Here is a 15744-nt window from a genome sequence, read left to right on the forward strand (position 1 = left end):
TCCCGGGAACGTCCGCTCTCTCACTTGATTTGATAAAAGCCGACAGACCGCAATCGGCCAAAGCTAGTATTCTGCATCGGCTATCTCGAGCCAGTCATATGCGTGGGCAGGGGTTGATAACCACGCGTTGGTCAGTCGCGGATCTCTTCGATGCATGCGTAAGCGGCATTTATCAGTGCCACGTCCCGCGGATCGTCGCGAAGCATCATTCCCATCCTGTTCATTGTGTAGCTCATCGCGAGCTTTGCATGGGGATCGGCGAAGGCAAAGGATCCGCCCCATCCCGAATGACCGAAGGCCGCCTTGTTCGGACCATAGATTCCATCCGAATTGACGAGGAAGCCGGCGGCCCATTGGGCCGGCATCCCGAGAACGAGGTCGACGCCTTCGATGCGCGGCTGGGTTGCGGCCGCGAGCGTCGCGGTACTCACCAGTCGGTCGGTGAAACGGGCGTAAAGCCGCGCGAGCGCGGCCGCATTCGCATGACCGTTTGCCGAGACGAGATCGGCGGCACGCCAAGCCGGTTCGTTTGGGAGCAGCGGGTCGAGGGGCGGATTGGCGAGCGCGGCGATTTGTGCCGGCGTGAGTTGTCCGATGTCGGCCGAACTCATCTCCGGCGGGGCGATGATTTCTGCGCGGCGCGTCTCGTGTTCGCTCGCAAGACCTATCGAAATATCGAGATCCAGCTCGCCCGCGAGTTCATCCTGCACGAAGGCCTTGAGCGATCGGTCGTCGATCCGGCGGAACAATTCGGTCGCAAGGATGCCGATGCTTATAGCATGATAGCCCGACCCGCTGCCCGGCTGCCAGAACGGGGCCTGCGCGGCGAGCCTGGCGGAGGCTTCTTCGCCGGCGAACAAGTCGGCGACGGTAGCGGGCGATGCAAAGCCGCTGAGTCCCGCCTGGTGCGAGAGCAGCATGCCGATCGTCACGCTCTCCTTGCCTTCGGCGCCGAACTCGGGCCAATGGCGCGCGACGGGATCGTCGTAGGATAGAAGACCCCGATCAGCGAGCAAGGCGAAGCAGATCGCGCCGACGCCCTTGGTCGTTGACCAAAGATTGACGAGCGTGTCGGCCGTCCATTCCTGCGTCCGCGCATTGTCGCGCCATCCGCCATGCAGGTCGACGACGGGATTGCCGTCCACGATGAGGCAAAGCGACGCGCCCACGTCTCCGCGCTCGGCGAAATTCTCTTCGAACGCGTCTTTCACCGCCTCGAAGCGAGGGTCACAATGGCCGGAAATCGTTACGTGCATGGTCATTTTCTGTTCCTCAGTAGCGGAAGCTGAGTTCGACGCCGTAGGTCCGCGGCGCGTTGTAGTTACGGTTGACGATGCCCAGCGAGGCGAGGTTGACGCCCGAGACGACATAGCGCTCCTTGGTGAGATTGCGGCCCCAGAGGGCAACTTCCCAGCCGTCCTTCTCGCCAGCCAGCGACAGGCGGGCGTTGAAGAGCCAGTAGGGCTTCGAGGAAATGAGCGGGTCGTTCGACGCTTCTTTGAATGCCGAGGACGCATAGCGCGTGTCGCCCTGGATCGCCGCGGTAAGGCCCGGACCGAGGTCGAACTCGTAACGGGCCTTGCCCGAGAAGGAGGTGGCGGGCGCGTTGGGCAGCCGATTGCCCGCCGGGATCACGCCCGCTGCGGTCGCGAACGACGACAGCCTGGTATCGAGCAGGCCGAAGCCGCCCGACACGGTCAGGCCGCGGGTCGGCCTCAGGATGAGGTCGATGTCGGCACCGAAATCGCGCGCGCTGTCGACATTGCCGACCTTCTGGACGGAAAGGCCGGTCGCGGGATCGATGAAGCGCACAAAGGTCTGGGGATCTTTGTAATCGTAATAGAAGCCCGAGACGTTCAGCGTCACGGCGCGCCCGAACTCGCTTTTGACCCCGATCTCATAAGCGGTAAGGGTTTCGGGGCGATAGGGCAGGAGCTGGCTGTCGTTGTTTGTAAAGCCGCTGAAAAAGCCACCGCTTTTGCGCCCGCGGGAAACCGAGGCGAACAGGAGCAGTCCATCGCGGGGGCGGACGTTGAGGCCGATGCGTCCGGTCACATTGCTGTCGCGGATCGTGTCGTCGATGAAGGTGTCGTTCACGCCGACAAGTGGGGAGGCCGTGATGAAGCTCGTACCTCCCGCATAGTGCCGCTTCTCGCGCGTGAAGCGGAGCCCGGTGATCAGGTCCACCCTGTCGGCGATATGCCAGGTTGCATCGGCATAGAGCGCCGCCGAACGGGTCACCTGGTCATAGTTGGTCTTTCCCGAACCACTCGCGGCGCCAAGAAATACCAGCGGCCAGTCGTCGCCATAGTTGGTGTTGTCGCCGAGCACGCGGTCTCATGAGTAGAAGGCGCCGCCCACAAGATCGACGAGGTCGTTGCGATAGCCGATGCGCAGTTCCTGTGTGAACTGCCGGACATCCTCATTCTCGTCATAATCGAACTGCCGGAGGGGCGTCGCGTCGACGTCGATATGATAAAGGCGCGAGAAGTCGATGTAGCCCGTGATCGAGGTGATATCGACGGCGCCGAGGCTGTAGTTGATCTTGCCCGTGAGGCTGACCTGATCGACATTATAGGGGAAGCGGCCCTGGGCGGTCGGCGCGCCTATCGAGACACGATTGCGGCGGTGGAAGCGGGATGACCATCGCTGCGGCAGCCACGGCCGCCGCGCCCATCATCGCTCTGCCACAGGCAATGCGCACCTCAACGAAGGATGACCCCCACATGAAATGCTCTCTCTCCGTCACGCTCACGCTTCGTGGTCTCAACGCGAAGTGCGCGGTAGCCCCCGCATGACCACTCGCGAAATACTCGAAAGCAGCTTTGCGACGCTCTCCGACTTGGTCCGGGGGCATCCGGCCGAGAGACCGGACGTTGTCGCAGCCGCCGATCCGGACCATCGTCTCTCTTGATCGGAGCTCGACAGGCTTCTCGACCGTATCGCCGCGCGCCTGCAACAGGATGGGCTGGCCAAGGGTGGACGAGCACGGGATTATTTTAGGGCATGTTCATGCTGTGATATGAACCTGCCCGCTCTTTCGCTGAGTGGCGTGACGGCTTATTGGTCAACAGCCGCCCTTTAATTCCGAGCCGCGAACGTCGTGAGTTGGTCGATTCACGTCATCACCGCGGGATCGTGCGGAATGTCGGCTACCTTGAATCCACGCCTAAAAGCGACCGGTCCGGTGTCGGCCAGGTCCAGCGGCGAACGCCGCTTGCGGATCGGCTCCGCCGCCCTCGCACTTCGTTACCGTCGGAGGCGAAGCGCTGGAAATTTGCGCCCACCGGTCCGTCGCGCCGCTACTCGTCAATCAAGATGGAAGACCAACGAGCTGCTACCCAGCTTCGGTTTCGCGCTCGATGACGACAGCCAACCGGACTCGCCAGGCCAGCTTCATCACCTTTGCAGAATAAGGATGAGGGTCGCGACCAGAACAAGCAACACACTGAATCGTTCGCCGTTCCTTAGACTGCGCTTTATATATATTCTCTCGATTGCGCCGACATGACGCAGCGCTTCGGCGGACGGATCGGCAGCGACATCATTTTCGGACCGGGGAGAAAGGCGGCGGCCGGGACCAGCGACCACCGCCTTGGCCGATGCCATTCGTGTGTGGGGGACACGAGGAGGGCAGCATCGGTTTCGCCAATGATTTGGAACCAGATGGCTAACGAGATGCTAATTTTCGGACCATTTGAGACGAGCCGTCTTGAACGCGCACCGCTTTTTCGGTCGCCTAATGATGTATTAAACATCAAATATCATACTCCACATTCTAAGAAGGATATTGTATATGGGCCTTATGCCCAATGACGGGTCATGGCTCCGCCATAACCTGAAGCAACCGACGGCGAGGCAACGGCAACGGACAAGAACCCATGGTGCGCATGACATGATCTCCCCCCTCAATCTCAAACCCACCTCGCGTAACAGCGAAATCTATCTGGCTCGCATGAAGGCGTGCGAGACGGAGGCCAGCACGGCCGCGCTTCCGAATGTCCGGGAGCGGGCGCTCCGCGCTGCGGCTGCATGGCAGGAGATGTACGAGAAGGCGCAGCTGTTCGAGAAACGGCAAGGCCGTTGATTTTGTCCGTCCCGAATGCTGGCCGGACCAGGATCCTCTGGCCGATTTGCAGCTGTCGGCGGGTTGCTGCTGGCGCAGATTCTGCTTCTAGACGAGAACGCATATGACGATATTCCTCATCGTCCTCATCTGCATTTTTCTGCTGGTCTTGTTCGTCGGCGTCACCCTTGCGGGAGGGCGGGCGCACGATCGGCAAAACGAGCGTCGCGACGATGACCGATAGGTGTGCAGAATACCCGGGCGCAGAGGACGATCTGGCGTGCGGATCGGAGCCGGACCCCGAACTCGATGATCCGGCGAGAGGCGAGCTCGATCACTTTCTGGACCATCTCGACGACATCGATCGCGACCAACGCCATTTCGAAAGATACGGGTCCGACGATGACCATTCGCTTGTGAGCGGATTGGAAGCCCCGCTTGTCTTCGAGCTCGGCAATATACGGAGCCTTCTGGCAAACTGGGCCTTTGTGCAAAGCGCGATGAGCATTGATGATCCGGATCGGCTGATGCTCGATTACACCCGGCAGATGATGGGGTTTCTGCTGTTCAATCCGTCCCCGGAATCAATCGAGATCATCGGGCTCGGTGGAGGGTCGCTCGCAAAATATTGTTACAGATATCTGCCCGACGCAGTGATTACGGCGATCGAGATCGATCCCGAGGTCATTGCCGTTGGCGAGCAATTCTTCTTGCCGCCCGAAGGCGATCGCTTCGAGATCGTCTGCGATGACGGCGCCGAATTCGTAAGACGGGACAAAAGGAGCTGCGACGTCCTGCTCGTCGATGGCTTCGACCGGGACGGGCAGCCCGCGCAGCTCTGTTCGTCGCAATTTTACCGCGATTGCCGTTCGCGGTTGAATCCGGGCGGCGTTCTCGTCGTCAATCTCTGCGACCATCACTGGAAGCACGCACCGATATTGTCCCGCATACGGGCGTGTTTTGGGGTGACTTTGGACCTTCCGGTAAGAATAGGGATGAACCGGGTCCTGTTCGCATTCAAGGATCAACGACTTTGTCTGGATCATGGCGAGATTCGGCAGATGGCCCGCGATCTCGATCGGGTCCACCCGATGTCCTTTTCGTCGCTGGCAGATGAAATTCTGACCCGGGTCAAATCCCTCGAGGAAGCGCCTGTCAGCGGGATGCGTTACGGGCATCATGAATCGCAGTCGCTATCGGTATCCTTGCTATGGTCGGCCGGCTGAGGCGCATCGACGGGCAGGGGCCATCCCGCGCGGCATCACGTTTCTCGTTCGCTTGCTTCGAGGGCAGGTCGTTCCTTCACGAACCCATGCATGCCGAACCACCATTGCAGGGCGATGATCGCTCCTTTCGCAGGCTGGATAAACACGATCATCAGCGCCAGCATCAGCGGCACGATGATCGCGGCAAGCGCTGCGAGCGACAACGCCGTCTCCTGGACGAGCGCGATGATGATCGGCGCCATGATATGCCCGGTCAGCAGAATCGAGACATAGGCAGGGAAATCGTCCGCCTGCTGATGCGCCCAGTCCTGCCGGCAACGGGGGCACGTCTTCATCGGTTTCAGGAAGCGGACGAACAGCTTCGCCTCGTTACATCGCGGGCATCGGCCCCGTGCGCCGCGGATCATCGCCTTCCGGCCCGATGCCGGGAGCGCGATGTCTTCGCGGGCCGACTCGACGTCGTTCGCCGGCTGCGGAATGGTCCTGGTGATGGGACGGTCGAAGGGCGACACCATGAAATCGGGCATCAGCCAGGCACCCTGCGGCAAACCCGCGAACTGCATTTGCGGCCCACGCCCGTCAGAGCGCGAGAAGTTGATCTATCGATTGGCATGATCGATATATACAGCATTAGTTGGCGATGTTAAGATTGATAAATGATGTATCACACATCAAGGAGCTGATATGATTACGTCGCAGCAGATGCGCGCCGCGCGTGCCCTCCTCGGGATCGACCAGCGTGAGCTCGCCGAACTGGCGGGGCTTTCGCTTCCGACGATCCAGCGCATGGAGGCATCCAATGGCCAGGTGCGCGGCGTCGTCGATACACTGGTGAAAGTGATCGGCGCGCTCGAAAGCAACGGAATCGAACTGCTTGGCGAATATTCATCGAGCGTCGGGACGGGCCGCGGTGTGCGACTGCGCGAGGCGGCCCTTGCCGATCCCAAGCGGCCCGGCCGCGGGCTTCTTTCAGCCAAATTTCCGAGCCGGCCCGAAATTCGGTGAACCCCGAGGCCTATACGCCGAAGCTCCTGACGGTCTTTCGCGAGGGTTATTCCGCCGCCACGTTCCGCGCCGACGCGATCGCCGGCCTGACCGTCGCGATCGTCGCCTTGCCGCTCGCGATGGCGCTCGGCATCGCCAGCGGCGCCTCGCCCGACAAGGGGCTGATCACCGCGGTCGTCGCGGGCTTCCTGATCTCGGCGCTCGGCGGGTCGCGCGTCCAGGTCGGCGGGCCGACCGGCGCGTTCGTGGTCGTGATCTTCCATGTGATCGCGAGCCATGGCTATGACGGACTGATCATCGCGACACTGCTCGCGGGGCTCATCCTGATCCTCGCCGGGTTGCTGCGGCTCGGGCAGATGATCAAATATATCCCGCATCCGGTTGTGATCGGCTTCACCGCCGGCATCGCGGTCATCATCGCGTCGAGCCAAGTGAAGGACATCCTCGGCCTTGCCATCGACAAGGTGCCCGCCGACTTCCTTCCCAAATGGCAGGCCTATTGGGCTGCCTTGCCGAGTGCGAGCCTGGCCGCCATCGGTGTTGGCGTCGGCGCGCTCGCGATCATCATTGGCCTTCGCAAGCTGGCGCCGCGGCTGCCGGGCTTCCTGGTCGCCGTGGTGGTCAGCGCATTCGTCGTGGCCTTGCTGAAGCTCCCGGTCGATACGGTCGGTTCGCGCTTTCCCGATATTCCAGCGGGTCTTCCAATGCCGTCGTTTCCGGAAATCTCGTTCACGAAGATCAATGCCGTCCTGCCGTCGGCGTTCACGATCGCCTTTCTCGCCGGGATCGAGGCGCTGCTGTCCGCGGTCGTCGCCGACGGAATGGCAGGGACGCGGCACCGCTCGAACCAGGAGCTGATCGGCCAAGGCGTCGCCAATCTCGGCTCGGCGTTGTTCGGTGGTCTCCCGGCAACGGGGGCGATCGCCCGCACCGCGACCAATATCCGGTCGGGGGCGAAGACGCCCGTCGCGGGCATCATGCATGCGGTCTTCTTGCTGCTGTTCATCCTCTTCGGCACCGATCTGATGGCCTATGTGCCGATGGCGGCGCTCGCCGCGATCCTGTTCATGGTGGCGTGGGGTATGAGCGAGTATCAGCGCTTCCTCGCCTTGCTCCGCATGCCAAACAGTGATCGGGCCGTGCTCTTGCTGACTTTCGGGCTGACGATACTCGTCGACCTGACGGTCGCGATCGGCGTTGGCGTGACGCTCGCGTCGCTTTTGTTCATGGCGCGCATGGCTGAGGCCGTCGAGGTCGGGTCCGGCAGGCCGCGCGATATCGATCTCGATTCCGAAGATAGGCATCAGCGCGACGATTTACCGCCGGGCGTCGAAGTGTTCCGGATCGCCGGTCCCTTCTTCTTCGGCGTCGCTGGCGAACTTCTCGATACGCTGCGCCGGTTGGGCCAGTCACCGCGCGTCATCATCCTGCGCCTGCGGCTTATGCCCCTACTCGACGCGAGCGGGGCGCAGGCGCTCGAGCAGTTCGTCGAACAGGCGCGGCTGGCCGGGGCTGAGGTCATATTGTCGGGTGTGCAGCCGCAGCCCCGTTCGATGTTGGGTCGCGTCGGGCTTGGCGAAACGTCGATGAAGCTCTCCTACGCGGCCGACTATGCGCGTGCGCAGGCGCTCGCCGTCGAGCTGCTCGGAAAGAAGTGAATGCAGTACCGCGCTTTGCGCGCTCTCAAAACTATATGCGTCCGTTCGACCGACCGAACGGCCGCCAACCTCAATGGAGCATGAAATGACCAGCGATAATGATTATGTCTATGACGAAGAGAGCGGCGAGTGGATGTCTGCATCCGAACTGGCCAGCCGAAACGCGGCCGCCGGGCAGGTCGAGGTACGCGATTCGGTGGGCAACATCCTCCACGACGGCGATCAGGTGGTTCTGGTCAAGGATCTCGACGTCAAGGGGGCCGGCAAGACACTCAAGGTGGGGACCGTGATCAAGTCGATCCGGCTGACCGGCGATCCGCAGGAAATCGATTGCCGCCACGAAGCCATCAAGGGTCTTGTGCTTCGCGCAGAGTTTGTCCGCAAGCGCTGAGCTTTTTCGTGGTCGTGCGGCTGCCCCGTTCGCAGATCAGCCCGAGTTCGCGCGTCACGACATTCGCCTGGCTTCGAACCGACAGGTTGAGCCGGTCTGTGATGCAGGCGCGGTCGCCTTGTAATGCCTGTGGAATGCCCGTCTTCATCAAATTCCTAGCCGAAAGCGGGCTGGCCGCTTCCGGCCAAATTCCGTCATCCGCCACGCGACTGGACTCGCGGCGAAAAGATATGCGTGCGCGGTTGTTACGAACACCAATAATCGGTCAGAATTCTGAGGCTAGCCGACGCGGCGTTGGTCCGATTTGACGAAGCTGCGGAACATCCGGGCAGTTGGTGCGTCCGTTTTTCATTCACCTGCGCGAACCGCGGCGGGCGAAAGAGGAGACATCATGGCCGCACAGAAGCTTGCGACGATCAGCGTCGAAAAGCCTTGGGGCATGACGAACCTACCCGAGCCTTTTACTGCGGAAACGCCGGCGCGCATCGGTGAAATATGGTTCCAGCCGCGAGCTGAAGAATCGTTGCTCGTAAAATATCTCTTCACCAGCGAGCGGCTTTCGATCCAGGTCCACCCCAGCGACCAAGACGCGCGCGCAAGAGGCCTGCCGGCCGGCAAGGAGGAGTGCTGGTACATTCTTCACGCCGAGCCCAAGGCATTCATTGGCATTGGAACCGTGCGACCGCTCGACGTTGAAGCTCTTAGGGCCGCGGCGAACTCGGGCGAGATAGAGAAATTGATCCAATGGCATGCCGTTGAAACAGGCATGTTCTTTCATATTCCGGCCGGTACGATACATGCAATCGGTGGCGGGATATCACTTGTCGAAATCCAGCAGAATTCAGATATCACCTATCGTCTTTATGACTATGGACGTCCGCGAGAGCTAAATATCGTCGATGGTGCAGCCGTCGCGTCTGCGCGACCGATGGCTGCGGAACTGCGTCGTCGCGTCGACCCGGCCATCAGTGTGCGGCTGCTGGAAAGTGGCCATCTCGGGATCGCCCATGTCGTCGCCAACGATCTGTCGCCGCTTGCAGCGGATCTCGGGCCGATGACGATCGTGCCGCTCGCCGGCACTGTCGCGGCTTCGGGCGTGAGCGCTGCACCCGGCGAATGCCTGTGGATCGATGATACCGCTGCGCTGGCGGTGAGCCCGGACGCCCGTTTTCTCGCGGGTTGGCATCGGTCCTGACGGAGGCCGGATGGAACCATCACGCCGTCGGACAGTTCCGTTTCTGACGCCGGATGGCAAGATTTGCGTCCAATGAAAGTCGAAATTTGGTTGGGTGAGGCCTTCTATCGCGTTCTTTCGGAAGGTGTGTGCCAATGTATGAAGCCCCCCATCGCTCGTCGTTCGACGAAGTCCTGGAAATTGGCGACGCGCTGCTGCCGAAAGTCGAGGCGCCACTCCGATTGGCGCTTATTGGCGGATTTCTGCCGCGCCGCTGTGGGATCGCCACCTTCACAACCGACGTCTACAATTCGCTGAAGGGCGCTTATCCCGACCTTGCGATAGATGTTTATGCCATGTCGCCAATGGCGGCACCGGAGCACGCCAATCCGCTGGTACGCGCATTTGTAAAAGAAGGCGACGCGAGCAGCTTTATCGATGCCGCGGCGCAGATCGAGGCCAGCTGCGCCGATGTGGTTTGGCTCCAGCATGAATTTGGACTGTTCGGCGGCGTTGCGGGGGACATGCTGTTCGAGCTGGTCGATCGCATCGCCGCACCGTTGATCGTCACACTGCACACCGTGCTAGCGGAGCCAACCATCGATCAGCGCCGCGTGATGGCCCGGCTCATCGCACGGGCAAGCAAACTGGTGGTGATGTCCGAACGCTCGCGCCATTTGCTGCACACCGTTTATCATGCGGATGCCGAACAGATTGCCCTGATCGCGCACGGTGTGCCCGACCGGCCGTTTGGCCGGTCGGCGCAGTTCAAGGCCCAATTCGGGTTCGACGGCAAAGAGGTCGTGCTGACTTTCGGTCTGCTGTCGTCGGGCAAGGGGATCGAGGCGGTGATCGACGCTCTGCCCGCGATGGTCGCGGCGCATCCCGACGTTCTTTATTGCATCGCCGGCGCGACCCATCCCAATCTTCTGGCGCATGAGGGCGAAGCGTATCGCGAGCGACTCCAGGCGCAGGCCGAGGTGTTGGGCGTGGCCGACCATGTCTGCTGGATCAACGCCTTCATGGAAACAGACGACCTGCTCGACCTGCTCGAAGCCGCCGACGTCTATGTCACACCCTATACCGGCGCGCAGCAATCGACGTCGGGGACGCTGTCCTATGCGATGGCGCTGGGCAAGGCGGTAGTGTCGACCCCCTATGTCCATGCGATCGAGTTGCTTGCCGACGATCATGGCGTGCTGGTGCCGTTTCATGACAGCGCGGCGCTGGGCGCCGCGGTCGTCGATCTGCTGGGCGATCCCGAACGGCTGACCACGTTGCAGCAGCGGGCCTATGCCCGCGGCCGCGACATGATCTGGCCGGCCTTTGCCGCGCGGAGCCATCGCCTGGTCGAGGACAGCTGTGTAAAGGCCGTTATTGCCCCCGTGCCGGCGACAATCGGCATCGAGGGATTGCTGCGCATCTGCGACGATACCGGCATATTGCAGCACAGTATTCACAGCGTTCCCGACCGCGCGCACGGCTATTGCATCGATGACAATGCCCGCGCGATGATGCTTATGAACCGGCTAGAGGGCCAAGCGCTGCGCCAGTGCGGCCGATTGCCCGGAATATTCGCGTCGTTCGTCCAGCATGCCTGGAACCCCGACACCGGCGCGTTCCGCAACTTCATGGGTTTCGGGCGGGGTTGGCTGGAAAATGTCGGATCCGAAGACAGCTGCGGCCGGACGTTATGGGCGATCGGCGCGACAGCGCGCGACGCACAGAGCGCGGGTTTGCGTGTATGGGCGCGCGAATTGTTCGAACGCACCGCGACGTCGGCGCTGGCTTTTCAGTCGCCGCGGGCGATCGCCTTTGCGATGCTGGGCGCCGAACATGTGCTGGGCGTGGACGCCGAGCACGAGCTTGCGCTGAAGATCGTCACGCAAGGCGCAGACCGGTTGCTCGATTGGCATGCCGCCATTGCGCGGTCTGACTGGTGCTGGTTCGAAGATGTTATGGCCTATGACAACGCCCGCTTGCCCGAGGCAATGTTGCGCGCCGGCGTCCGGTCTGGACGCGCGGATGTCATCGCTTGCGGCATCGACACCCTGCGCTGGATAAATGACGTCCAGACTGCGCCGCGCGGCCATTTTCGGCCGGTGGGATCGGACAGCTTTGGACGTGCCTATGCATCGCCGCGCCCGTTCGATCAGCAGCCGGTCGAAATCTGGGCGATGATCGACGCGGCGTCGGCGGCCTATGATGTGACCGGCGATTTGATCTGGCTGACCCATGCCCGGCGTGCTTATGACTGGTTCGCGGGCCGCAACGACCGCGGGGTGGCGGTCGCCGATCCGCTCAGCGGCACCAGCCGCGACGGGATCAATCCCCGCGGCGTCAATCTCAACGAAGGCGCCGAATCGGTGCTGGCGTATCAGCACGCGACCTATGCAATCCGGGATTTCGCGGCCAAGGTCGGGTAGGAACGTCAATGGCTCATATCGTCCAGCATGAACTGCGGCTCCATGCCGACCCGACCCGCGTCGTCGTGCGGCCGTTCCATCTCGCGTGGCAGGCATCGGGTCCGGACCTTGAACGGGTGCAGCGGCTAGCGCGCGAGATTGTCGCGCTCAATCCGCGCACGGTGCGCGCCGAACTCGGCGTCGTGTTGCGAGATTTCGCCGACCGTCACTGGCAGATCGAAAAAGTTTTCGAAGAGCGGTTCGAAGAGATCGAGCACAAGCTCGGGCTCAGTGGGATTCAGCTCAGGCGTGAAATGCGCCTGCTGATCGGCGCATATTTCTGCCACGAGTATAGCTATGCCGCCGCGGCGCTCATGAACCCCAGCGTCGTGCGCCATCCCGACCAGAGCGGGATGCAGGACGGCAGCATCCGTATCCTGCTGTCGCTACGCGCGGTGGGGGAGGGGCATATTTCGACGATTGCCTTTCGCGAAGGGATCATCACCACCGACCGCGAAATGACACTGTTGCCACAGCCCGCCTTTGCCACCGCAGCAATGCCGGGGCCGGGACCCGAGGACAAACCCGACGACGTTGTTTCGCTCTATCGTCAGAGCGACAGCAGCCTGTCGGGTACCGTCATCTTTCCGATTACCGAGGCGCAGCGCAACGGGCTGGAGGATCTGCGGCTCGTCGAATTCGAGCGCGACAGCGGCAAGACCGAATGGATCGGCACTTATACTGCCTACAGCGGCCGCGACATCCAGTCTGAATTGCTGCGGACGCGCGATTTCAAAGATTTCACGTTGACCCCGATTAAGGGCGGCGCGGGGCGCAACAAGGGTATGGCGCTGTTTCCGCGCAAGATCGATGGCCAGTTCCATATGATCGGGCGCCAGGATGGCAAGAATCTCTACCTGTTGCGCTCCGATACCATCGACCACTGGTCGGGCGGCGACTTGCTGCTGGAGCCGAAGTTCCCTTGGGAATTGATCCAGATCGGCAATTGTGGCGCGCCGATCGAGCTTGACGAGGGCTGGCTGGTGCTGACTCACGGGGTCGGCGCGATGCGCAAATATGCGATCGGTGCGGTTTTGCTCGACAAGGACGATCCGTCGAAGGTGATCGGTCGGACACCCAATCCGATCTTGTCGGCGGCCGACGAAGATCGCGAGGGCTATGTCCCCAACGTTGTGTACACTTGCGGCGCGGTCAAGGTCGGCGACGATATCTTCCTGCCTTATGGCGTCGCCGACAGTTCGGTGTGCTTTGCGTTCGTCGCGGTCTCGGAAATATTGGCTGCGATGGCGTAAGCTTCTCAGCTGTGAAGCACCATCGCTTAAAGAAGTCGCTCAGCTTCCCGCAGGCGTAATCGGAACTAGTAAGGAGCGAACGGCCCGCAACCTGATAGAATGTCTGCTCTCGCTGCCAATCTCACCAAAAGCTGCCTGTCTGCAAGCGGCCAGCTTTGGTCGGCACGAAGGGATGGAGGCGCCGCAGCGCTCCATCCCTTCGTTCCATTTGTTACTTTGAAATGCACAATTCGCGGAGGCGCTCTATGTCGCCGCTGCAGAGGGTCGGCATGGCATCGCGCAATTGCTCGTCAGGCCAGTCCCACCATTTTAATTCGAGCAGGCAATCGATCCTGTCAGCGTCAAATCGTTGCCGGATCACCTTGGCCGGGTTGCCGCCGATGATAGTGTAGGGGGCTACATTGCGCGTTACTACCGCTCGGGTTCCAACGACGGCGCCATCTCCGATGGTGATCCCCGGCATCACTATCGCTTCTGAACCGATCCAGACGTCGTTGCCGACTATAGTGTCGCCTGCGGATTGGTACCCGTTGAGGGCGCCTTCGAACGCGGACACCTCGGGCATCCAGTAAAAGGGGAAAGTGCTGATCCAGTCGTTACGGTGTCCCTGATTTCCCGCCATGATGAAGGCCGCGCCGGAGCCGATCGAACAGAAGCTTCCGATGATCAGCTTGTCCGCACCCTCGTCGGGTAGAAGGAAGCGGGCGCAGTCGTCGAAGCTGTGGCCGTGATAGTAGCCTGAATAATAGCTGAAACGACCCACTCGGATGTTGGGGTGCGTGACTTGCTTGTCGAGCGTGATGCCCTTGAAGGGGCTTTCGAAGTAGTTGGTCATGAAGTCCGTCCGAAGGAAAGGTCGGCGCAGTGCGCCGACGGCTATTTAAGCCATGAAACATCCACAGGCGCGGCCAGGGTCGGCGCGCCTTCTCTATTCCTCGCGCTCCTTGGCGCGGGAAGCGGTCAGATGATACAGGGAGCGGACTTCATCCCAACTTCCTAACGGCTTCCTTGGATCGCTGCAATGTACGACGGCGTTGAACGTCTGCAATCGCGGTCTGTGTCCAATAGCTGACAGTCCGCTCTCGGCCAGCTTGAGCCGGTTAGTGGCCGGACGGTCACGCGCCCTCTGCATGCGGCGATTGCGTCAGCGAACGGCAAGCCGCCGAGGCCTATCGTTCGGACTTCGGTCCGTTCATGATCGTGAACGCCCCGAGGTTGAACCTCGCATCTCCCGATGCGGATCATCTTGTCAGTTTCCTCGGAGTCCCTATCGTACGAGACTGATCCCGCCCAGGCAAATCGACGCCCGATTGGCCGAACGACCGAAACGGAAAGGCGTGTTGCGATGGACTCCCACCGATCGATGGCGGCGAGGGACAATGTGAGCTCCCCGGCAGGGGAAGCGCCGATGCACCGGCTCAACCTGAACCTGCTCTATCCGCTGCATGCGATCCTGCACGCCCCGACCTTGACCGAGGCGGGGCGCCGGGTGCGGCTCAGCCAGTCGGCGATGAGCCATGCACTGCGCCGGCTGCGTGACCATTTCGGCGACGACCTTGTCACCCATTCGGGTGGAGATCAGCATCTGACGCCACTCGGCATGGCGCTGCGCGCTGAAGTCCGGCGCGTGATGCTGGAGGTTGAGGGCACCTTCAACTACGCGCTCGATTTCGATCCCCTGACTGCTGCGCAGACAATCACGGTCGCCGTGCCCGAGGCCATCGAGCAAATGCTACTGGGGCCTGTTCTGCGTGGACTGTTCACCGATGCGCCCGCCTTGTCGGTCAAAATGATTCCGCTCGATTTGGAGGTCCCACAGCGTTCGCTGGATCAAGGCGCCGATCTGCTATTGCTCGCCGAAGAGTCGGCCGTCGATCGGTTGGAGGCGTTGCCGATCCTGACCGATCACGCATCGTGCATGGTCTGGAACGGACACAGCGAGTTCGGCGATCATTATGAGATCAGCGAGGAACAATTTTGCGCTGCGCGACATATCGTTCCGCTGGGCGAGGCGACGTCACTCTTGGCACTCGACGCCATGGGCGAGCACTTGCTGAAGAGCCGGCGTATCGGGGTGCGAACGACGTCGCAGGCGACGCTCCCCGCCATCGTGATCGGGAGCGACCTGGTGGCCACAGGCAGTTCATGGTTGTTCCAATATTATGCTTCGATCATGCCGCTTCGAGTGATCACAGCGCCTTTCCCCACCAGGGAAATCATATTTGTCGCGCAATGGGCGAGTCACCGTCGGCGCGATCCGATGCTGGCCTGGTTCGTCAAACGGATCAAAGAACACACGAGCCGCTTTCACAACCGGCAGGCGTAGTCATCGATATCGCTCATGCTCGCCATGAACAGTTCGAGTTTGCGTGTCATCGAAGTGAAGCATAATCTCAACCGCGACAGGAAAATCCGGTGGACGCTTCGGCGTTAAGATCCGGGTACCGGTCAGCAGGAGGTCGGGTGCGGTTGCAGGACCCGTTTGGATAGCAACCGCATTGTTGCG

13 protein-coding genes are annotated in these 15744 nt (G+C 61.4%); 9 read left to right on the forward strand and 4 right to left on the reverse strand.

Annotation, left to right across the window (positions count from 1 at the left end; all coding sequences use genetic code 11):
• Positions 1-131: 131 nt before the first annotated feature.
• Positions 132-1262, reverse strand: coding sequence for a serine hydrolase domain-containing protein (locus AC3A43_RS16545; RefSeq protein ID WP_487793638.1), 1131 nt, complete (start codon positions 1260-1262; stop codon positions 132-134).
• 10 nt (positions 1263-1272) lie between these two features.
• Positions 1273-2331 carry a TonB-dependent receptor gene (locus AC3A43_RS16550; protein WP_487793639.1) on the reverse strand — a complete coding sequence of 353 codons (1059 nt, stop codon included), beginning with the start codon at positions 2329-2331 and terminating at the stop codon, positions 1273-1275.
• Between the two features lie 1564 nt (positions 2332-3895).
• Between AC3A43_RS16550 and AC3A43_RS16555 the strand changes: the two genes are divergently transcribed.
• Complete coding sequence (locus AC3A43_RS16555) at positions 3896-4087, forward strand: hypothetical protein (protein ID WP_487793640.1); 192 nt, start codon at positions 3896-3898, stop codon at positions 4085-4087.
• Positions 4088-4299: 212 nt separating this feature from the next.
• Positions 4300-5292, forward strand: a complete 993-nt coding sequence (locus AC3A43_RS16560; RefSeq protein ID WP_487793641.1) for a fused MFS/spermidine synthase — start codon at positions 4300-4302, stop codon at positions 5290-5292.
• A 35-nt stretch (positions 5293-5327) separates the two neighbouring features.
• Here AC3A43_RS16560 and AC3A43_RS16565 read toward each other — a convergent pair whose 3' ends face one another.
• Positions 5328-5855: a DUF983 domain-containing protein gene (locus AC3A43_RS16565; protein ID WP_487793642.1), complete on the reverse strand. Its 528-nt coding sequence runs from the start codon at positions 5853-5855 to the stop codon at positions 5328-5330.
• Positions 5856-5976: 121 nt separating this feature from the next.
• On the opposite strand from AC3A43_RS16565, the gene AC3A43_RS16570 reads away from it, so the two are divergent.
• The 6 genes from AC3A43_RS16570 to AC3A43_RS16595 all read left to right on the forward strand — a co-directional run bounded on the left by AC3A43_RS16570 (position 5977) and on the right by AC3A43_RS16595 (position 13238).
• Positions 5977-6297, forward strand: coding sequence for a helix-turn-helix domain-containing protein (locus AC3A43_RS16570; protein ID WP_487793643.1), 321 nt, complete (start codon positions 5977-5979; stop codon positions 6295-6297).
• Complete coding sequence (locus tag AC3A43_RS16575) at positions 6294-7955, forward strand: SulP family inorganic anion transporter (protein ID WP_487793644.1); 1662 nt, start codon at positions 6294-6296, stop codon at positions 7953-7955. Before AC3A43_RS16570 ends, AC3A43_RS16575 begins: the two co-directional genes overlap by 4 nt.
• A gap of 85 nt (positions 7956-8040) precedes the next feature.
• Complete coding sequence (locus AC3A43_RS16580; protein ID WP_487793645.1) at positions 8041-8346, forward strand: alkylphosphonate utilization protein; 306 nt, start codon at positions 8041-8043, stop codon at positions 8344-8346.
• Positions 8347-8737: 391 nt separating this feature from the next.
• The gene (locus AC3A43_RS16585) at positions 8738-9541 is read left to right on the forward strand and encodes a class I mannose-6-phosphate isomerase (protein WP_487793646.1); all 804 of its coding nucleotides are present in this window, start codon (positions 8738-8740) and stop codon (positions 9539-9541) included.
• A gap of 134 nt (positions 9542-9675) precedes the next feature.
• Positions 9676-11946: a glycosyltransferase family 4 protein gene (locus tag AC3A43_RS16590; RefSeq protein WP_487793647.1), complete on the forward strand. Its 2271-nt coding sequence runs from the start codon at positions 9676-9678 to the stop codon at positions 11944-11946.
• 8 nt (positions 11947-11954) lie between these two features.
• Positions 11955-13238, forward strand: a complete 1284-nt coding sequence (locus AC3A43_RS16595) for a glycoside hydrolase family 130 protein (RefSeq protein WP_487793648.1) — start codon at positions 11955-11957, stop codon at positions 13236-13238.
• Between the two features lie 211 nt (positions 13239-13449).
• Here AC3A43_RS16595 and catB read toward each other — a convergent pair whose 3' ends face one another.
• The gene (gene catB, locus AC3A43_RS16600) at positions 13450-14073 is read right to left on the reverse strand and encodes a type B chloramphenicol O-acetyltransferase (RefSeq protein ID WP_487793649.1); all 624 of its coding nucleotides are present in this window, start codon (positions 14071-14073) and stop codon (positions 13450-13452) included.
• Positions 14074-14646: 573 nt separating this feature from the next.
• Between catB and AC3A43_RS16605 the strand changes: the two genes are divergently transcribed.
• The gene (locus AC3A43_RS16605; RefSeq protein WP_487793650.1) at positions 14647-15564 is read left to right on the forward strand and encodes a LysR family transcriptional regulator; all 918 of its coding nucleotides are present in this window, start codon (positions 14647-14649) and stop codon (positions 15562-15564) included.
• Positions 15565-15744: the final 180 nt, after the last annotated feature.

The organism is Sphingopyxis sp. Soil_C_28 (assembly GCF_057657055.1).